This is a genomic window from Seonamhaeicola algicola (assembly GCF_007997385.1).
Lineage (GTDB): Bacteria > Bacteroidota > Bacteroidia > Flavobacteriales > Flavobacteriaceae > Seonamhaeicola > Seonamhaeicola algicola.
On the sequence record NZ_VOSC01000030.1, the window covers coordinates 14,112 to 34,980 of the forward strand.

The 20,869-nt window shown below is 31.9% G+C and carries 13 protein-coding genes and 1 tRNA gene; 8 read left to right on the forward strand and 6 right to left on the reverse strand.

Features of this window, described 5'->3' with window-relative positions; all coding sequences use genetic code 11:
• Positions 1-53: 53 nt before the first annotated feature.
• Positions 54-1,115, reverse strand: a complete 1,062-nt coding sequence (locus tag FUA26_RS12385; protein WP_147136572.1) for an FKBP-type peptidyl-prolyl cis-trans isomerase — start codon at positions 1,113-1,115, stop codon at positions 54-56.
• 149 nt (positions 1,116-1,264) lie between these two features.
• Between FUA26_RS12385 and FUA26_RS12390 the strand changes: the two genes are divergently transcribed.
• Both FUA26_RS12390 and FUA26_RS12395 read left to right on the forward strand, forming a co-directional pair.
• Entirely contained in the window at positions 1,265-1,639 is a 375-nt protein-coding gene (locus FUA26_RS12390; RefSeq protein WP_147136574.1) for an RNA-binding S4 domain-containing protein, read from the forward strand.
• A 90-nt stretch (positions 1,640-1,729) separates the two neighbouring features.
• Positions 1,730-2,233: a phosphoribosyltransferase domain-containing protein gene (locus FUA26_RS12395; RefSeq protein WP_147136577.1), complete on the forward strand. Its 504-nt coding sequence runs from the start codon at positions 1,730-1,732 to the stop codon at positions 2,231-2,233.
• On the opposite strand, the gene FUA26_RS12400 is transcribed toward FUA26_RS12395, so the two are convergent.
• Positions 2,225-2,743 carry a shikimate kinase gene (locus FUA26_RS12400; RefSeq protein ID WP_147136580.1) on the reverse strand — a complete coding sequence of 173 codons (519 nt, stop codon included), beginning with the start codon at positions 2,741-2,743 and terminating at the stop codon, positions 2,225-2,227. The genes FUA26_RS12395 and FUA26_RS12400 overlap by 9 nt on opposite strands.
• A 145-nt stretch (positions 2,744-2,888) precedes the next feature.
• Here FUA26_RS12400 and FUA26_RS12405 point away from each other — a divergent pair.
• From FUA26_RS12405 to FUA26_RS12425, 5 genes are all read left to right on the forward strand, one after another.
• A tRNA-Lys gene (locus tag FUA26_RS12405) sits at positions 2,889-2,961 on the forward strand.
• A gap of 163 nt (positions 2,962-3,124) precedes the next feature.
• Positions 3,125-7,324, forward strand: coding sequence for a hybrid sensor histidine kinase/response regulator transcription factor (locus FUA26_RS12410; protein ID WP_147136583.1), 4,200 nt, complete (start codon positions 3,125-3,127; stop codon positions 7,322-7,324).
• 97 nt (positions 7,325-7,421) lie between these two features.
• Complete coding sequence (locus FUA26_RS12415; protein WP_147136586.1) at positions 7,422-8,924, forward strand: sulfatase-like hydrolase/transferase; 1,503 nt, start codon at positions 7,422-7,424, stop codon at positions 8,922-8,924.
• Positions 8,925-9,193: 269 nt separating this feature from the next.
• Positions 9,194-11,683, forward strand: coding sequence for a beta-galactosidase GalB (galB, locus tag FUA26_RS12420; protein WP_147136590.1), 2,490 nt, complete (start codon positions 9,194-9,196; stop codon positions 11,681-11,683).
• 4 nt (positions 11,684-11,687) lie between these two features.
• Positions 11,688-12,527, forward strand: coding sequence for an alpha/beta hydrolase (locus FUA26_RS12425; RefSeq protein ID WP_147136593.1), 840 nt, complete (start codon positions 11,688-11,690; stop codon positions 12,525-12,527).
• A 51-nt stretch (positions 12,528-12,578) separates the two neighbouring features.
• Here the strand turns inward: FUA26_RS12425 and FUA26_RS12430 are convergent, their stop codons facing one another.
• The 4 genes from FUA26_RS12430 to FUA26_RS12445 all read right to left on the reverse strand — a co-directional run bounded on the left by FUA26_RS12430 (position 12,579) and on the right by FUA26_RS12445 (position 19,441).
• The gene (locus FUA26_RS12430) at positions 12,579-14,096 is read right to left on the reverse strand and encodes a sulfatase family protein (RefSeq protein WP_147136596.1); all 1,518 of its coding nucleotides are present in this window, start codon (positions 14,094-14,096) and stop codon (positions 12,579-12,581) included.
• A 1-nt stretch (position 14,097) separates the two neighbouring features.
• On the reverse strand, positions 14,098-15,408 hold the full coding sequence (locus FUA26_RS12435; RefSeq protein ID WP_147136599.1) for a family 43 glycosylhydrolase: 1,311 nt from the start codon (positions 15,406-15,408) through the stop codon (positions 14,098-14,100).
• 132 nt (positions 15,409-15,540) lie between these two features.
• On the reverse strand, positions 15,541-17,766 hold the full coding sequence (locus FUA26_RS12440) for a glycoside hydrolase family 3 C-terminal domain-containing protein (protein WP_147136602.1): 2,226 nt from the start codon (positions 17,764-17,766) through the stop codon (positions 15,541-15,543).
• Between the two features lie 13 nt (positions 17,767-17,779).
• Positions 17,780-19,441: a sulfatase family protein gene (locus tag FUA26_RS12445; RefSeq protein ID WP_147136605.1), complete on the reverse strand. Its 1,662-nt coding sequence runs from the start codon at positions 19,439-19,441 to the stop codon at positions 17,780-17,782.
• A gap of 301 nt (positions 19,442-19,742) precedes the next feature.
• On the opposite strand from FUA26_RS12445, the gene FUA26_RS12450 reads away from it, so the two are divergent.
• Positions 19,743-20,849, forward strand: a complete 1,107-nt coding sequence (locus tag FUA26_RS12450; RefSeq protein ID WP_222611765.1) for a glycoside hydrolase family 88/105 protein — start codon at positions 19,743-19,745, stop codon at positions 20,847-20,849.
• The last annotated feature ends 20 nt before the right edge of the window (positions 20,850-20,869 follow it).

Genomic DNA, 20,869 nt, shown 5'->3' on the forward strand with positions numbered 1-20,869 from the left:
AAAAAACCTCGCTATAAAAGCGAGGTTTTTTTATTGTGATTTTATTTAAAAAATTAATCGGCATCTAAATAATCAAAAATACCATCACCATCAGTATCTGCAGCTGTAATTGTTGTTCCTGTAAATGTGCCATTGGCTAATTCTACAATATGTACTAATTTTTCATTAGCCGCAAAAGTTAAAGCTTCTAATGCTGCTTTTGTTGGTTCATTATATTTTTTAATTTCAAAAAGTTCGCTAATTTCTGTAGCTGTTGAAACGCCATCACCATCATCATCTGTATCAAAATAGTTGGGTATGCTATTTTCATCAGTATCATCACCATCAAAAACGCCAGCTTCACTGTTAATATTAAATTCTTGGTTACCAGATAACTCTTCTAAATAAGAAGGAATACCATCTCCATCATGGTCTAACTCTATAGCATGAATGAGTTCAAACTTAAAAATTAGTGGCGAATAGCTTGGTAGATCTGTTCTGGCTTCTTGAAAATACGCTAAACCTGAAGGTATAAACATAACTCCCATTCCTGGATTATTGAAGTTAACTGTACCATCGCCATTATCAACATATCCGTTAGCAACGTTAAACATAGGGAATACTCGTCTCCAAGCAGGTATTAAATCTATTAATCCAAAATACGTATCTGGGGTTGTTTTGCTATCAAAAGCATCAGTTATATCGTTTAAATTATCATCTAAAGTATAGCCTTGGTAAGTTGTTAAAATATTATCGGCAAAACTAGGTTTAAAATCACCACCTCCTTCGTTTAAAACCAATACATAAAATTCATAATCTGTATCTGCAAAAGTGGTTTTTCTAGAAACTCCAACGGCGTCTTTTAATAATGTATAACCATTAGGTACAGTTTCTCCGGTGGCTAGTGGTAAAATTACTAAGTCTGAAATACTTGCATTTGCATTGTTTTCAAAAACATCAGAATTGTAATAATGTGTTTCTAAAAACTCTATTAAAGAATTATTATCAATAACTTGCTGTTCATTTCTATCTCTAATAACTATTTCAACATCAGTAGTTCCATCATCGTCGTTTCCGCAAGAAAACATACATAATGCCACACAAAAAATTAACAGGCTTATTTTTTCTAATTTCATAAACAATTTTATTTTCAACTTAAATTAGTAAGTATAACAACGCATAATTTGTATTTAAATACATTATATTATGTGTATTTTTGACGCGCAAGATACAATTTTAATACAATCTTGCACAATAACATTAACGTAGTTTTAGTAATAATTATATGCGAATTGACAAGTATTTATGGTGTGTTAGGTATTACAAAACCCGATCATTGGCAACAACAGCTTGCAAAAAGGGACACGTACGTGTAAACCAAGATGTTGTAAAACCTAGCCGAGAGGTGTATCCGCTTGATGAAATTGAAGTTAGAAAAAACCAAATTAATTATAGCTTAAAGGTTAATGATTTGCCGCCAAACAGAGTTGGTGCTAAATTGGTAGATATTTACAGAACTGACACTACGCCAAAAGAAGCCTTTGAAGCCCAAGAACTTTTAAAATACTCAAAAGATTACTACCGTAAAAAAGGCACAGGTAGGCCAACAAAAAAAGACAGACGTGATATTGACGATTATACTACTGATACTGAAGAATAATTTTTTAATAAATTCTTTTAGTTTGAAACCTATACTTATATTTTAAAAATGAGTAATTTTATGCTTTATTTTTTCAGAATTTAGATAATTATGACTGTTAATACCAACGTTATTTTAAACCATACACAAATTGAACATAAAATTAGACGTATTGCATTTCAAATTTACGAAAGCAATGTTGATGAAAATGAAGTTGTTTTAGCTGGTATTGACAAAAATGGTTATGTGTTTGCCGAAAAATTAAAAACTGAATTAGAAAATATATCAGACATAAAGCCTGTACTTTGCAAAGTAATTATTGATAAAAAAAATCCGCAGTCTGAAATTAAAACATCAATTACTGAAGCTGATTATAAAAACAAATCATTAGTACTAGTTGATGATGTTTTAAACTCTGGCACTACCCTAATTTACGGTGTTAAGCATTTTTTAAATGTACCTTTAAAACAATTTAAAACAGCGGTATTAGTTAACCGTAACCATAAAAAATATCCTGTAAAAGCCGATTTTAAAGGTATTTCTTTATCTACATCTTTACATGAGCATATTGATGTTACTTTAAAAGACAACGCCTTTGAAGCGCTTTTAAAGTAGTTTTAAAACATCTTTAGTTATTTCTTTTTTTGATTTATCATCGGTAATTACATGGTGCGTTGCTTTACTATAATAAGGTATTCTTTCAAATAAATGTTTCCCTATAAATTCAGTTAAGGCTTCTTCTGTTTCAATATGAGCAATTAATGGGCGTGTAGCTTTCTTTTTAATTAGCTTTTTGGCTAATTTTGGTATTGAAGCTTTTAAATAAATACTTAATGTATTATTTGCTTTTAAAATTTGCTCCATATTATCTCCAAAACAAGGTGTACCACCTCCTAATGACAAAATAATGTTTTTATCTGCACTTAAAAGTTCTTGTAAATAAGCTTGCTCTTTCTTTCTAAAATATATTTCACCTTTGTTTTCAAAAATTTCTTTTACGGTTGCTTTTTCCTTTTCTTCTATAAAATCATCTAAATCTATTAAATCATAATTTAACTTTTTGGCTAATTTTTTACCAATTGACGACTTTCCTGAGCCCATATACCCAATTAAAACAAGAATCATTTTTTACGTTATAAATTGATTATTAAAAACATACGCTTTCGCTGTGCAAAAAAACAAAAATTTCTTCAAAAAAAGTATTGTTTAATTAAAAATAGGTTATATATTTGCACCCGCAAACAACAACATGTTGGCTGCTAAAAAAAATGACCTGGTAGCTCAGTTGGTAGAGCATCTCCCTTTTAAGGAGAGGGTCCTGGGTTCGAGCCCCAGCCCGGTCACTTTTTAAATTTCAAAAACCTTACTAATATTTAGTAAGGTTTTTTTATTATATTTTCTAATTATTTTCACACTCTCTTCTATAATTTCGCTTTTTTAAGTAATTATTTAATCATTATTTAATAGTAACTTTGGGAAAAAAAGATAATCTAGTATTTTTATTGCATGTTAAAAGAAAAATTAGTAGCCCTAGTATATCTATTCGTATTATTTATAGGTGTTAACAAACTTAATGCCCAAAACTCAATATATTTTAACCATATTACTACTAATGATGGTTTATCGCAAAATGATGTAAACAGTATATATCAAGATAAAGAAGGTTTTATGTGGTTTGCAACACATGATGGCCTTAACAAGTATGATGGTTACAACTTTACAGTTTATACCCCAGATAGAAACAACCCTAACAGCATTAATAGTAATTTAACTTATACTATTACTGGTGACAACAAAGGGAATTTATGGGTTGGCACTACCGGTAATGGCCTTAACTATTTTGATAAAGCTTTAAATAAGTTTTTTCACTTTACACATGATGATAAAAACCCTAAAAGTATAACCAATAACCATATAAGTTCTATTTTTAAAGATTCAAAAAATAGGCTTTGGATTGGAACTCCAACAGGGTTAAATCTCTTAGATTTAAATAAACCAATTGATAATGAAAATGCTAGATTTAAAAATATTGAGATAAAAGAGGTTTATCAAATTTTTGAAGATAGTAAAGGCCAAATATGGGCAGCTTCTATACAAGGCCTTAGCAAAGTTTTAATAGATCATGAAAATAACTTTGAATTAAAAGTTGTTAATAGCGAAATAGGACTAAACACAAACACCTCTGTTAGAAGTATTTGCGAAGATAATTTTGGTAGACTTATTATTGGTTCTTCTTGGGGTATGTACATATTAGATTTAAATTTACCCAACAGCAACGTTGTATATGTTAAAAGTAACCCTATAAACTGTTTGTTAGCAGATGGAAATAATATTTGGGCTGGTACAAATAATGGCTTGAATTATTTTATTAACAATAATCAAACTGAAATTCCTACTCTACAAAAAACTTTCACTTATGATCCTAGAAATCAGTATAGTTTAAGTAAAAACATAATTAAATCTCTATACAAAGATAAAACTGGTATAATATGGGTAGGCACAAATGGTGGTGGAATAAACAAATATGACCCTGATAGAAAGCAATTTCATCACATAAAAAAAACATTAGACCCTAAAAGCCTAAGCTATGACAAAATTAGATCTATGTATGAAGATAGCAATGGTAACCTCTGGATTGGAACCGAAGGCGGAGGGTTAAATATGTTACCAAAAAATAATGTATCTAACTTATACACTGGGTATCAAAATTTCAATATAATCAAAAAACCTTTTGCGATTGCTGAAATAAACTATTTAAATAAAAAACACTTGTTAATTGGCGGTGAAGATTTTCCTAGTCTGCTTTTTTTAGATATTAGCAATCCTTCAAAAAAAATAAAAGACCCAGATTTTAAAAGTACTACTGAAGTTAAAAATAGTGTTTTTTCAATCATAGAAGACAGATATAAAAATATTTGGATTGGTACTTACCGTGGCGGTATACACAGGTGGGCATATTACAAAAACACCAACACCTACAAAAAAGATAATTTACGCCATAACAAAAACAATCCTTACAGCTTATCAAACAATATAATTAGAAATATTTTTGAAGATACTAAAGGCAATTTATGGTTTGCAACAGGTAATGGTTTATGTAAATTAACCCCTGAACAAGCTTTAAAAAAAGACCCTAAATTTGAAGTTTTTAAAAATATTCCTGGTGATGATACTAGCTTAAGCCATAACTACATACTTTCTATTTATGAAAGTAAATCTGGTGATCTTTGGTTTGGCACCTTTGGTGGTGGCTTAAATAAACTTATACCAGGAAACAAAAACAAAGCTCCTACATTTAAAGCATACTCTGTTTCCGAAGGTCTACCAAGCAATGTAATAAAAGGCATTTTAGAAGATAATGAAGGTAACTTATGGATATCAACTAACCAAGGTCTCTCAAAATTTAATCCTAAAGAAGAAACTTTTAAAAATTATGATGTAAATGATGGACTTCAAAGCAACGAATTTCAAGAATTAGCCTGTGTAAAAAGAGCCAACGGCCAACTTTTATTTGGAGGTGTAAATGGATTTAATGCCTTTTACCCCGAAAATATTACAAATAACACCATTGAAGCCAATACCATTATTACAAACTTTTCAATATCAAATAAACAAATTAACATAGGCGAAAAAGTTAACGGACGCATATTGTTTAATAAAGACATTAACAATATTGACGCCATTGAGCTTAAACACTATGAAAACAGTTTTTCTATAGAATTTGCTGCACTCCATTATGCTGCACCAAGAAAAAATAAGTTTGCTTATATGCTTGAAGGTTTTGATACTGATTGGGTGTATACAAACTCAAAAAAACGTTTTGCTACCTACACAAACTTAGCATCAGGTAACTATACCTTAAAAGTAAAAGCATCAAATAATGATGGCGTATGGGATACCAACCCAACACAATTAAAAATTAGTATTTTGCCTCCTTTTTGGCAATCAAACCTTGCTTATTTTCTATACAGTGCACTTATAATTGGTATTCTGTTAATGTATCGTAGGTTTACAATTATTAAAACCACTAAAAAACACCAGTTAGAGTTAGAGTATATTGAAAAAGAAAAAAACGAAGAGTTAAACCGCGTAAAACTAGAGTTTTTCACCAATATTTCGCATGAATTCCGCACACCATTAACCTTAATAAAAGGCCCTTTAAAATACTTGCAAAAACATGGTCATGAAATAGATCAAAAAACAGTGCAAGAACAATATGGGCTTATGCAAAAAAATACAGAATACCTGTTACGTCTTGTAAATCAGCTTTTAGACTTCAGAAAAGTAAACCAAGGAAAAATGCGTTTAGTATTAAGAAAAAGTAACATTGTACATTTTGTAAGAGAAATTACAGAACCTTTTCAGTTTTTAGCTAAAAAACAAGATATAGATTTCACTTTAATAGCTAACGAAGAACCAATTATGTCTTGGTTTGATCATGAAGCTTTGGAAAAAATAATGTCTAACCTACTATCAAACGCCTTTAAATTTACACCACAGCACGGTGCCATTAAAATAAATATTTTTATTGATGACCAAAAACACGTGGTTATTAAAGTTACAGACAGTGGTTCTGGCATTGATGAAGAAAAAATTAAAAATATTTTTGAACGTTTTTATACAGACAATAAAGACGGAAAGAAAAAACAAAGAGGCGTTGGCATAGGTTTATCATTCACAAAAAGTTTAGTTGACTTACACCAAGGAACTATTGATATTCAAAGTGAACCAAACATTGAAACAGTGTTTACAGTAAAACTTCCTATGGAACGAAAAGCTTACGAAGATTTACCTGAAATAACATTAAAAGATAAAGAAGATGTAGATTTTTATGTACGCTCATCGGAAGCCGAAACTGCAGCAATTAGTATTAATGACGAGCTTATTGATCAAAACTTATCATTAAACAAATCTACACTTCCAATTCTATTGGTTGTAGATGATAATGCCGATATAAGAAAATTTATAAAACAAGCCTTAAGCAAAAATTATACAATTTATGAAGCCGATAATGGCGCCATGGGTGTTGAATTAGCCAACAAACTCATGCCAAGTGTTATTTTAACAGATATTGTAATGCCCGAAATGGATGGTTTTGGTTTGTGTAAAAACATAAAAACTAAAAAAGAAACTAGCCATATACCTGTTATTATGCTAACTGCCAAACTTTCACAAGAAACTGAAATTGAAGGTAGAAAAATAGGTGCCGATGGTTACATTAGAAAACCTTTTGATATTGAACTTTTAGAACTTAAAATTTCAAATATTATAAAACACAGAGAAGATTTAAGAAAACGCTTTAACCGAGATATAAGTTTAAAACCAAAAGAAGTTACTGTAACTTCAATGGATGAACAATTTTTACAAAAAGCCATTAGTATTGTTGAAGATAATATGATGAATACAGACTTTAATGTTGAAATGCTTGTAAAAGAAATGGGCTATAGCCGTAGTAACTTATATTCAAAATTTAAAGAAATTACAGGCCTATCATCTAGTGAATTCATTAGAAACATAAAACTAAAAAGAGCCGTACAATTATTTGAACAAAGTGATTATTCAGTAAAAGAAATTATGTACATGACAGGTTTTAACACTGCATCATATTTTGCAAAATGCTTTAAAAAACAATTTGGTGTTATACCAAGTGAATACGTTAGTCAAAACCAAAAAAAGGCTGAAAACACTAAAAAAGAAGACAAATAAAATCATTTATTACTTAATTATGAACATAGTTTACACTTTGTTCCTACACATTTTAGCTATTTTTATAAGGTAAAAAACCAGACTTAATCAAACTAAAATGAAAAAACTTCTTTTAGCTCTTTTGCTATTATGTATTGTTGCTTGTAACAAGCAAAAAAATGAATCTTCTAAAGAAAAACCCAACGTTGTTTTCATTTTTGCAGATGACATGACCTACTCTGCCATAAATGCTTTAGGAAATAACGAAATTATAACTCCAAATTTAGATAAACTAGTAACACAAGGCACCACCTTTACACACGCCTACAACATGGGCGCCTGGAATGGTGCTATTTGTGCAGCTTCAAGAGCCATGATCATGTCTGGAAGAACTGTTTGGAATGTTAATAATTTCAGACAAAACTGGATAAACAATAAAGAACTAGATAAAACCTGGGGTAAATTAATGGAAAACGCTGGTTATGATACCTACATGACTGGTAAATGGCATATTGATGCTAAAGCAAACAATGTATTTCAAAACGTAAAACACACCAGACCCGGCATGCCTAATGATGCTTGGGAACACAACGAACAAGTAGCAAAATTTAAAGCTATTGAAGGTACTGATACAGATCCGGCAACTTTAATGCCTATAGGCTACAATAGGCCTTTAAGTGAAAATGATACAACTTGGTCTCCATCAAATCCTAAATTTGGTGGTTTCTGGGAAGGTGGCAAACACTGGAGCGAGGTGTTAAAAGATGATGCTATAGGTTTTATTGAAAACGCTGAAAAAAGCAAAAATCCATTTTTTATGTATTTGGCATTTAATGCCCCACATGACCCTAGGCAAGCTCCTCAAGAATACATTGATATGTATCCTTTAGAAAATATTAGCTTACCAAAAAGTTGGCAACCAGAATACCCGTTTAAAGATGATATGGGTTGTGGGCCTAATTTAAGAGATGAAGCTTTAGCACCATTTCCTAGAACTGAGTATGCCACAAAAAAACATATACAAGAATATTATGCTATAATTACACATTTAGATACTCAAATTGGTAAAATTATTAATAGGCTTGAAGCTACAGGAAAAATGGATAATACCTACATTATTTTTACTGCAGATCATGGTTTAGCAATAGGAAAACATGGCTTAATTGGTAAACAATCTCAATATGACCATAGTATTAGAGCTCCTTTTATGATAATGGGTCCAGACATTCCTGAAAATAAAAAAGTAAATGCCGATATTTATTTACAAGACGCTATGGCTACTAGCCTTGAATTAGCCAATATTGAAAAACCAGACTATGTGTTTTTCAATAGTATCTTAAATTTAGCCCAAGGCAAACAAAACGTTAGTAATTACAATGCCATATACAATGGTTATGTTGATTTGCAACGCATGATTAGAAAAGATGGTTTTAAGCTAATTATATACCCTAAAATTAAAAAACTTCAGTTATTTGATATGAATAAAGACCCTGAAGAAATGAATAATTTAGCCGATAATGATGCGTATAAAGAAAAAGTAAAATCACTGTTTAATGATTTGGTTACGCTTCAAAAAGATATGAATGACCCGTTAGATTTAACTTCAATAATAAATTTATAAAAACAAAAGCCTTCTAGTTTTCCTGTAGAAGGCTTTTTTCTGACTAACTATTAGTATTTGACTAACTCAAAAAATTAATTTTTAACATTATAAGCATTTTAAATTATTCAAAATAACCTGTAACACCATTGCTAAATTCTCATATTTAAATTCAATCAACTACTACTTTTAACCATATAAGTACAATAAATGTTCAGTTTTAACTACTGTAAAAACTGAAAACTAAACATTATAACTTTATTTAAAAAGTAAACTAAATTATTTTACACATGAACGTTTTAAAACTAAACACCTTACTGCTCATAATTAACTTCACATTTTTATGTGTCTCGTGTAAATCTGAAACTAATAAAAATGAAGCCATTAAAGACTCTGATTTTAATAAAGAATGGCTATTTAAAAAAGATAGTATTGTAAATGCTGAAACTATTAATTTTGATGATAGTAATTGGCAACAAGTAAACCTACCACACGATTGGTCTATTGAAGGTCCTTTTGATAGTAAATACAATGCCCGTACAGGTGGTTTACCTGTGCATGGTATTGGTTGGTACAGAAAACATTTTACCATTGAAAAAGAACTACAAGGCAAACAAGTAGCCATAGAATTTGATGGCGCCATGAGTAATGCCAAAGTTTACCTTAACGGAAAATACATTGGAGAAAGACCATATGGTTATATAGGTTTTGAGTTTGATTTAACAAAGCATATTAACTTTGGTGGTAACAATGTTATTGCTGTACGTTTAGCCCCTGAAGATTTGTCTATGCGTTGGTATGCCGGTGCTGGTATATACAGAAATGTACGGTTAAAAATTAATAACGCCGTTCATATTCCGCAATGGGGCACTTATATTACTACTCCTAAAGTTGAAAACGGAAACGCCGAAGTTAACATAGAAACAACCATTAAAAACAGTTCAAACTCAACTGTTAATGCACTTTTAGAAACCGTTATTAAAGATGAAAACGGTACCGTTGTAGCTACAAAAACATCAAAAACCAATGTACAAGCAAATTCTGAAAGCGTAGTTTCTACCATATCTCAGATATCTAATGTTACACTATGGGGTATAAACGCTTCATATTTGTACACTGCACATTCATCAATAAAAATTGATAACACAATTGTTGATGAATATACCACACCTTTTGGAGTAAGAACTATTGAATTTAACACAAAAGATGGCTTTTTATTAAACGGTAAAAAAGTACGTTTTAATGGAGTGTGCATGCACCATGATTTAGGTCCTTTAGGTGCTGCCGTAAACTACAGAGCCACTGAACGCCAAATGCAAATTATGCAAAGTATGGGTGTAAACGCATTACGTACAAGCCACAACCCGCCCTCACCTGAAATGTTACAAGTTTGTGATAAGCTAGGAATTGTTGTTATTGATGAAGCTTTTGATGAATGGAAAATAGGCAAAGTCCCAAACGGTTACCACAAATACTTTGATGAATGGCATGAAAAAGATTTACGTGATATGATTAAACGCGATAGAAATCACCCATCAGTTATTATGTGGAGTATTGGTAACGAAATTTTAGAACAAGGAAAAAAAGATGGTTGGAAATTAACAAAACACCTAACCGATATTTGTCATGACCAAGATAATACAAGACCAACAACTATAGGTTTTAACTACTACCCTGCTCCTTTTGTAAACAAACTTGCCAATTATGTTGATATTGTTGGTATGAATTATTGGCCAACTACCTATTCTAAAATAATTGAAGAAAATCCTGAAATGATTGTTTACGGCTCTGAAACCTCATCGCAAACAAGTAGCCGTGGTATTTACCATTTACCCATTGAATTTAAAGAAAAGCATGAAACCAACCACGTTTCTAGTTATGATGTTACTGTTGGACCACCATGGGCTTACGCACCAGATATTGAGTTTGATGCACAAACACAAAGCCCAAATTCTTTAGGTGAATTTGTATGGACAGGTTTTGATTATTTAGGAGAACCAACACCCTATGGAGGAAGAGATAATTCAACTAACGGATATTGGAATGATGATTGGCCTTCGCGCTCATCATATTTTGCGCCTGTAGATTTATGTGGCTTCCCAAAAGACAGATACTATTTATACCAAAGCCAATGGACAACCAAGCCTATGGTTCATGTATTACCACATTGGAATTGGGAAGGTGAAGAAGGTAAATTAATTCCGGTTTATTCATACACCAATTGCGATGAAGTTGAACTATTTGTAAACGGAAAATCATATGGTAAAAAAGTAAAAGGAAAAGATTTTACTGAAATACCTTCTGAATATCATCATTTTGAAAAAGGTATGTATAAAACTAAATACCGTTTATCTTGGAATGTACCTTACCAACCCGGTTCTATAAAAGTGGTTGCTTATAAAAATGGAAAAGAAGCTGCTACTAAAGAAATTAAAACAGCAGGCAAACCTGCAAAAATTAAGTTAGAAGCAGACAGAAGTATTATTACTGCCAATGGCGAAGATTTATCATTCATAACCATTACAGTTTTAGATGAAAATGGTAATATTTGCCCCAAAGCCAATAATTTAATAAATTTTGATATTAAAGGTGAAGGTACTTTGGCAGCTGTTGGTAACGGAGATCAAACATCAATGGCATCATTTAGGGTACCACATAGAAAAGCCTTTAGCGGTAAATGTTTATTGGTTGTAAAATCTACTGAAACTGCCGGAACCATACATATTAAAGCATCATCTGATAATTTAGAAAGTACATCAATTTCAATTGAAACAAAATAATTTTATGAAACGTTTTTTAATTTTATCATTCTTAGTATCACAAATAGTAATGGCACAAAAAACATCAATTCCTTTGTGGCCAAATAAAGTGCCAAATGAAACAGCACCAAAACAAGTACACGAAATATCAAACAATACTAAAAATAATGTTATCAGAATTTCAAAAGTAACAAATCCAGATTTTTTAGTTTTTAAACCCATAAAAGCACATAAAAATAAAGGTGCAGTAATAATATGCCCTGGTGGCGGCTACAATGTACTTTCAATTAATTTAGAAGGAAGCGAAGTTGCCCAATGGCTTAATAGCTTAGGTTATACTGCATTTGTTTTAAATTACAGAGTACCACAAAATGAATTAGGCGCTTTAAATGATGTACAACGTGCTATTAAGTTAATTAGAAATAATGCCAATAATTATAACATAAACCCTAATAAAATTGGTGTTTTAGGGTTTTCTGCTGGCGGAAGTTTAAGCGCGCGTGCGGCCACACTTTTTACTTCAAACACATATACAAAAGTTGATGATACTGATGATATTTCGAGCAGGCCAGATTTTGCTGTATTAATATATCCGGCATATTTAGATAGAGGTGAAAACCGAAGTTTAACACCCGAAATTAAAATACCAGATAACGCACCTCCGTTTTTTATTTTTGCTACTGCTGATGACCCTTACGGAAATAGCGCTTTGGTTATAACAACTGCTTTAAGAGATCATAAAATACCAGTAGATTTGCATTTTATTCAAAATGGCGGACATGGTTATGGCTTACGCCCAGGAAATATGGCTGCTAAAATGTGGCCACGTTTAGCTGAAAACTGGTTAGAGCGTATTTTAGAATAACTTCTTTTTAAACTAAAAAAAGAATTAAAAGATAAAAAACAGGAAACTCTATTAAAAGTTTCCTGTTTTTATTTTACTATCTCTTGTTTTATTGTACGTATTAAAAAGTGTTTTAACTTTATGTTGATATTTAGGATTATCAATTAAGTTTTTTGCTTCTTTTTCCGAAATATTTTCGTTTAAATTAAAAAGTGCAATAGGAGTTCTTGTTGCGTCTGTTTTATCTTTTTTATCAAACTTAATAATTAATTTCCAACCATCTTGGGTAATCATTCCACACTTACTTGTTCCGCTTTGCGTGATTAAAAACTCATGCGCATTTATATTTTTTTCTCCCTTCATAATAGGAAATAAATTAGAAGAATCTAAGGCCTCACCTTCTTCTAATTTTTGATTTGTAATAGCAGCTAAAGTAGCCATTACATCTATACCCAAAACAGGTTCATTAGAAATTTGCTTACCTTTAATTTGATTTGGCCACCAAGCAATAAATGGCACACGTGTACCTCCTTCATAAGCTTGATTTTTACCACCTCTGTATATACTACTTGAGTTATGACCAGATTGCAAAGTTTCTTTTACCAATAACCCGCCATTATCTGAGGTAAAAATTATTAAAGTATTGTTATAAACACCTTGTTTTTTTAATGTTTCAACAATCATTTCCATTTGAATATCAAGCTCTTTAACCATATCTAAATGGTTTGATGGTGTAGTACCTGCCACTTTTTTACCATGTAATTGTTTTGATGGTGTATGCGGTTTATGTACCGCTTGCGAACAGTAATACATAAAAAAGGGTTTACTTTTATTTGCGTTTTCTTCAATAAAACTAACCGCTTTATTTACTAATAACTTACCTGCATTATAAGGATTCCAATTACTATCACCTAAACCTTCTTTTTTATCAAGTTTAAAGCCGCGTTGTTTACCATATTCTTTGGTAACTAATACAATTTCAGAATCTTTTCCTAAAGGTGTCATTATACCATTTTCATAAACAGCATAGGGCTCTGCCTGAATACCAGCAGGATACATATAACTGTAATCAAAACCGTTTTGCACTGGGCCTTTATCTAAAACCTTAGTAATATCAACATCTGTTTCGTGTTCTTTTCTAGGGCTTCTATAAACCTCATTGGGGTTTTCTTTTTTACCAAAATCCATCCCAAATCCCCATTTACCAAAAAACGATGTTTTATAGCCTGCATTTTGCATTAGTTTGCCTAAAGTTAATTGGTCTTTTTTTATTGGAGACGGCTGATAACTTCCCCATACTCCCCAAGGAGCATAGCTTCTGTAACAGTGATTGCCCGTCATAACCGCATAACGTGTAGGTGCACATAAGGCTGCTGGCGAATGTGCATCGGTAAAAATGATGCCTTCTTTTGAAAGTTTATCTAGCGTAGGGGTTTCAACAATTATATTGTTAGAATGCATACGCCTGTAATATGAAACATCGCCCGTTCCAATATCATCGGCTAATACAACAATAACGTTGGGTTGTTGTGCAAATAATAACGATGAAGAAAAAGCTAAAATTATTAAAGCTATGTGTAAATTTTTCATGTTACTTAACTAATTTTAACCAATTTAAATTAACGGCCTTTGTTGATCCCCAATCTGAATGAAATACTACAACTATATTTTGCTTACCAGTAATATTTTCAAGCAATGGAGTTTCAATAGTTTTCCAAGTGCTCCAGCCTCCTGTATTTTTTATCGGAAATTTTGCTATTAGCTTTCCGTTTGGATTTCCTATTCTAACCTCAAAATGTCCAATGCGCTGTCCGCAAGCAACTCTGGCTTGCATTTTTTTTGCTGAACCATCGGCAAAATCTACACTATTAAATTGTACAGTACTCATCATTCTGGTGTTGGTTACCATCCAACCTAAAGGTTCATCTCCACTAACAAAACTAGTTTCAGCTCCTTTTATACCGTTATGCCTATCTACTTGAATTTCTTCACCAATTGTTGGCGAATTAATACCGCGCATTGTTGGTTTCACTTTTTTTATAGTACCATCTTCTTTAAACTCCATATAATCAGCACACATTGAACGTAGTTTATTATAACCACTTACTTGCCAAAAATGATAGAATAAAATCCACTGTCCGTTATAGTTAACCACAGAGTGATGATTGGTACCGTTTGCTATATTATCCATTATTTTTCCTTGATATTCAAACGGCCCTAAAGGACTATCACTTGTAGCATATCCTATAGAGTAACCTTCATCAGCAAATACATGAGCAAATGTGAAATAATATTTTCCATCTTTTTTAAAACAGAAAGACCCCTCTTTGTATCCTGCTGGTAAACCTTCTACTTTAATAGGAGCTGCATCAATTTCTTTCATATTATCTTTTAGTGGTGCAACAAAAAGTTCTTTACCACCACCAAAATACAAGTATGCTTTACCGTTATCATCTAATAAAAGCCCTGGATCAATGCCACTAACACCATCAATATAGCTTTTTTCCCATTTAAAAGGACCTGTAGGACTTTTTGATGTACCAACACCAATACGCCTAAACGATGAACCATCAGTTGGTTTTGCTGGATAATAATAGTAATAAGTATCTCCTTTTTTAATACAATCTGGTGCCCACATACCATAGGAATTTTTTTCACCCCAAGGCACTTCATTTTGATCTAAAATAACCCCATAATCTTTCCATGTATTACCACCTTCTAAAGAAAACATATGATAATCTGGCATACAAAAACGCGGTGCTTCTGTTCCTTCAGGCGGTACAATATCATGTGATGGGTATATGTATAATTTACCATTAAAAACACGCGCAGTTGGATCTGCAGTAAACATATGGGTTACTAAAGGATTTTGCGCTGCTGCAATTTGAACAAATACAGCCATGATTATAATTAAGAAACTTTTTTTCACAATATTTATTTTTACAAATTTTAATGAATTTTTAATGAGAAACTATCACTACAATATTCTTACACATTGAAATGGTAATTTTACAAATCAAATTATTGGTTTAAATTATTTATTTACTGTTAACTTAGTACTTATTCCTTTTGAAGCACCTAAATCTATACTTCTTTGTGATGGTAAAGCTCCTCCAACATAAATAGTATACTCTCCATTTCTTAATACTTCTTTTCCATTATTATCAAATTGATTAAAAGCCAATTTATTTAATTTAAATGTTACATTTTGGCTTTTACCTGATTCTAAAGAAATCCGTTTAAACGATTTTAAATCGAAAATTGGATCTTCAGTTCCAGCTAATGGTGAAGAAATATATAATTGAATAACCTCATCGGAAGCTAAAGCGCCAGTGTTTTTAACTTCAACAGTTACATTAAATGCATCATCAACTGTTAAATTTTTATATTCAAAAGATGTGTAAGATAACCCAAAGCCAAAAGGATATAAAGGCTCCTCAGTCATGTATTTATACGTTCTACCTTTCATATTATAATCTTCATATGGCGGTAACTGCTCAACAGACTTAGGAAACGTAATTGGAAGTTTTCCTGAAGGTGGCACATCACCAAAAATAACATCGGCAACTGCGTTTCCGCCTTCTTCACCAGGATACCAAACAAACAAAATAGCATCTACAATATCATGTAATTCTGGAATTGCAATTGGGCTGCCACCTGTTAAAACCAAAATTAATGGTTTATCTGTTTGGCGCTTTATTTTCTTAATATAGTCTATTTGATTTTGAGGCAACTTTAACTGCGTTCTATCACCTTTTTCACTTGATGCGATAGCTTCTCCTTCTTCACCTTCTAATAGAGCTGAAATTCCCATAACTGCTATACAGGCATCGGCTTTTCCTGCTTCACCTGTAGACCAATCTATTGGGTTTACGTTATTTCTAAAAGGTAAAACACCCGCTTTATAATTAATGCTTGTACCCGGGCTTACTTTGCCTACAATTCCATCTAGAATGGTTTGAGTGTTGCTTGTTAACCCATAATAATTACCTAATAAAACTTCTTCATTTGAAGCATTAGGACCTACAACATATAAGGTTTTTATTTTTTTATCTAAAGGTAGTATGTTGTTTTTATTTTTTAGAAGCACTATTGATTTTTGTGCCGCTTCTCTTGCTACTTTTCTATTAGCATCAGAGTCTACATAAGATGCATCTAAATGATCAAAAGGTCCTGAACCTACTGCATCAAAAAGTCCTAATTTAAAACGTGTACTTAAATTTTCTTTTAAACGCTTATCAATTAACTCTTCTGTAATTAAACCTTGTTTTAAAGCACTTTTTAAAACACTATAAACATTACCACAGTTTACACTTGTGCCTGCTTTTAAAGCCATTGCTGCAGATTCTTCGGGTGTATTGGTAACTTTATGAAAGCGATGAAAATCACTAATAGCACCACAGTCTGATACTATGTAACCATCAAACCCCCAATTGTCTTTCAATATTTCTTGTAATAAATAAGGGCTTCCACAGCATGGAACTCCTTGGGTTCTGTTGTAAGCGCCCATAACACCTTCTACATTTGCTTCTTTAACTAAAGCCTTAAATGCTGGCAAGTAGGTTTCATATAAATCTTTTTGAGATACTACCGCATCAAACTCATGCCTTAACTCTTCAGGACCACTATGTACAGCATAATGCTTAGCGCAAGCGGCGGCTTTAATGTAATTGGGATCATTGCCTTGTAAACCTTTTACAAAAGACACACCTATTCTACTTGTTAAATAAGGATCTTCTCCGTAGGTTTCTTGTCCACGCCCCCAACGTGCGTCTCTAAAAATGTTTACGTTAGGACTCCAAAACGTTAAACCAGCATAACGGCTACGGTTATCTATTTTTATGGCCTCGTTATATTTAGCTCTGGCTTCATCTGAAATTACTGTACCAACACGTTTAATTAAATCTTCATCAAAAGTGGCTCCTAAACCTATTGCTTGTGGAAATACAGTTGCTCTACCATTTCTAGCTACTCCGTGTAAGGCTTCATTCCACCAGTTGTATTCAGGAATATCTAACCTTTCAATAGCGGGACAAACATCTAGCATTTGTGAGCACTTTTCTTCAAGTGTCATGTCGTTAACCAAAGCATCAACACGCTCATTTATTGACAAGGCTGTGTTTTGCCAAGGAAATTTATGAGTTAATTTTTCTTGTTTTGAAGTTGTTTTAGTTTCATTATTGTTTTTATTACATGCTATAATAAACAACAAAACAAATGCTGTTAATACAGCATTTGTTATTTTAAAAAAGATATTCATAAAAATTTATGTATTAATTATTCCAGTTATCTTCAATTACTTTTTGAATATGCGGAAACTTATCACCATCTTCTTCATTTAATGCTTTACGTTTTTCAGCTAATTGTTCTTTTAAATCTGCTATAATATCTTTGTAGGCAGGATCATTATATAGGTTATTCATTTCTTTAGGGTCATTTTCTAAATCATAAAACTCCCAAGCTGCGGGTGTATGAAAAGTGAATCTATTACCCCAACTTTTTTTATTCCATTCTGCTTCAGGGTTATCAGTATCTACCCAATATTTTCCATAGAAAAATATAAGTTTATATTTTTTTGTTCTAATACCAAAATGTGCTGGATTTGCATGTGCATGTGCCATATGCATCCAATATCTGTAGTATGATGATTGTTGCCAATTTTCGGGTTCTTCGCCTGTTTCTAAAATAGGTTTAAAACTATTACCTTGCATGTATTCTGGTGTTTTACCTCCGGCCATTTCAATTAGTGTTGGGGCAAAATCACTATTATTTATAATTGCATTAGTTCTAGAGCCTGCTTTTATAGATTTAGGGTAACGTACAAAAAATGGCATTCTTAAAGACTCTTCGTACATCCAACGTTTATCAATATAATCATGTTCACCTAACATAAAACCTTGGTCTCCGGTATAAACTATTATTGTATTATCATATAGACCTTCATCTTTTAAAAACTGCACTAAACGTGCCATATTATCATCAACTCCTTTTACACAACGTAAATACCTTTTTAAGTATTCTTGGTATGTTTCATGTGTGTAATCTCTATCACTCATGCCTTCTTTAATACGTTTTGAAGGATCAAAATCTGGGTTAGAAACTTTAGTGTATTGTCCGCTCCAAAGGCGCATTCCCATATGCCTAATTGTATTTCTTTTTGATACTGAAGAACCAATATCATGAATTAAGGCATCATTTTCGCCTCTAGTTGCTATTGAGCCATTATTTCCGTTTTTGTATAAACTTGCAGGTTCTGGTATATAAGTTTCTTCTAAATAATCTTTATAGCGTGGAGCAAACTCAAAATCGTCATGAGGTGCTTTAAAATGATGCATTAAAAAGAAAGGTTTGTTTTTGTCTCGTTTGTTTTTTATCCAATCTAAAGAAATATCAGTAATCATATCACTAGAGTGGCCCTTAGTTTGTATGGTATTTTGTGGCCAAGGTTTATTGCCTTTAACAATAAATGATGGGTCATGGTATTTACCTTGCCCTGGTAAAACTGTATAATGATCAAAAGCTGCTGGTTCACGCTCTAAATGCCACTTACCTATAATAGCTGTTTCATAACCAAGTTTTTTCATTTCTTGTGGCAAATATTGCTTTTCAGGTTCTATATGCCCTTCTAAATCTAATACACCGTTTGTTTGGCTGTATTGTCCTGTAATAATTGTGGCTCTACTTGGCGTACATATAGAATTTGTAACAAAACAATTATCAAAAATCATCCCTTCTTTAGCAATTTTATCTAAGGTTGGTGTTGGGTTTAAACTTGCTAACCTGCTACCATAAATACCAAAAGCTTGTGTGGTATGATCATCAGACATTACAAAAATAATGTTTGGCTTTTGAGGTTTTGACTCTGGAATTTGCTTATTATTACAGCTGAAAGTTAATGCTATTAATAAAACAATTGCTATCGACTTTTTTAACATAATTATGAAACTTTATTTACAGACTATAAAATTGAATTTCTTTTATTACAAATTGTATCACATATGTTTTAAATAATACCATTTATCATTCAAATAATAGTAATTATTGAGCATAATATTTGCGCCAGCAAAAACACACATCATATAAAAAACTATAAAACAACCACTTAACCACAAAATACCCCGCAATTAAGTCTTTTATAAATTTGCATTGAAAATTTAAAAATACTTAATTGAAATCATAATTATACAATCGATTGTATTTATTTTATATATTCGCATTAACTAAACTAAATTTCATATGAACATCATTAAAAAAAGTTACTTAATCTTTTTTATTTTGTGCTACTCTGTAAACGCGCAAAACATAAAAGCATCATCAGTAAAAAAAGAAATGAAACGTGTTGCTAATTGGCAAATTGATCATTTTAGAGATACTTATAGCGGAAGAAAAAAACCGCACCATATTGCAGATTGGACCAACGGCGCATTGTATGTTGGCATGGTAAAATATGCTGAAATAGCTAAAAATAAAAAATACTGGAAATGGTTAAAAAATATTGGTGAACAACAAAATTGGAAACTTCATTGGCGTAAATATCATGCTGATGATCATGTTGTAGGACAAATGTATGTTGAACTGTATAGAAAGTATGGAGACAAGGAAATGATTGCCGAAACAATTAAAGGCATGAATTACATTATTGATAACCCTAGCAAAGAACCTATTACTCTTGATAATTACAAACATTTGGAACGTTGGACGTGGTGCGACGCCTTATTTATGGCACCACCATTATTAGCTAAACTTGCAAATGAAACAAATGATAGTAAATACACAACGTTTATGATGCGTGAGTATGAAGCCACAAAACAGCATTTGTTTGATTTTGAAGAGAACTTATTTTACCGTGACAATAGCTATATTGGAAAACTGGCACATGGTAATAAAATATTTTGGTCTAGAGGTAACGGATGGGTTTTTGGAGGATTAACTTTAATTATGGATGAATACGAAAAGGACTCTGAAGCATATGAATACTTCAAAGATATTTATTTAAAAATGGCTAAAAAGTTAATTGATATTCAAACACCTCAGGGGCATTGGGCAATGAGTTTATTAAGTCAAGATGTATACCCAACGCCTGAAACCAGTGGTACATCATTTTTTACATTTGGTTTAGCTTGGGGTATTAACAATGGTTTACTTGATAAATCTACTTATTTACCACATATTGAAAAAGCTTGGAGTAGCCTTTGCAGCCACATAACTAAAGATGGTATGCTTGGTTATGTTCAACCAATTGGTGCTGCACCTGGTAATGCGTGGGCAGACAAAACTGAGGTTTATGGCGCAGGGGCCTTTTTGGCTGCAGGTGCTGAAATTTATAAAATGCTAAAAAAATAATACATCTTTAAAACAAAGCT

Excerpts from the sequence above, each read along its gene's own strand:
- galB (WP_147136590.1), top strand. The coding sequence starts at position 9,194 with ATGAACGTTTTAAAACTAAACACCTTACTGCTCATAATTAACTTCACA.
- FUA26_RS12410 (WP_147136583.1), top strand. The coding sequence starts at position 3,125 with ATGTTAAAAGAAAAATTAGTAGCCCTAGTATATCTATTCGTATTATTT.
- FUA26_RS12390 (WP_147136574.1), top strand. The coding sequence starts at position 1,265 with ATGCGAATTGACAAGTATTTATGGTGTGTTAGGTATTACAAAACCCGA.
- FUA26_RS12385 (WP_147136572.1), bottom strand. The coding sequence starts at position 1,115 with ATGAAATTAGAAAAAATAAGCCTGTTAATTTTTTGTGTGGCATTATGT.
- FUA26_RS12415 (WP_147136586.1), top strand. The coding sequence starts at position 7,422 with ATGAAAAAACTTCTTTTAGCTCTTTTGCTATTATGTATTGTTGCTTGT.
- FUA26_RS12425 (WP_147136593.1), top strand. The coding sequence starts at position 11,688 with ATGAAACGTTTTTTAATTTTATCATTCTTAGTATCACAAATAGTAATG.
- FUA26_RS12400 (WP_147136580.1), bottom strand. The coding sequence starts at position 2,743 with ATGATTCTTGTTTTAATTGGGTATATGGGCTCAGGAAAGTCGTCAATT.
- FUA26_RS12395 (WP_147136577.1), top strand. The coding sequence starts at position 1,730 with ATGACTGTTAATACCAACGTTATTTTAAACCATACACAAATTGAACAT.
- FUA26_RS12450 (WP_222611765.1), top strand. The coding sequence starts at position 19,743 with ATGAACATCATTAAAAAAAGTTACTTAATCTTTTTTATTTTGTGCTAC.
- FUA26_RS12445 (WP_147136605.1), bottom strand. The coding sequence starts at position 19,441 with ATGTTAAAAAAGTCGATAGCAATTGTTTTATTAATAGCATTAACTTTC.
- FUA26_RS12440 (WP_147136602.1), bottom strand. The coding sequence starts at position 17,766 with ATGAATATCTTTTTTAAAATAACAAATGCTGTATTAACAGCATTTGTT.
- FUA26_RS12430 (WP_147136596.1), bottom strand. The coding sequence starts at position 14,096 with ATGAAAAATTTACACATAGCTTTAATAATTTTAGCTTTTTCTTCATCG.
- FUA26_RS12435 (WP_147136599.1), bottom strand. The coding sequence starts at position 15,408 with ATGGCTGTATTTGTTCAAATTGCAGCAGCGCAAAATCCTTTAGTAACC.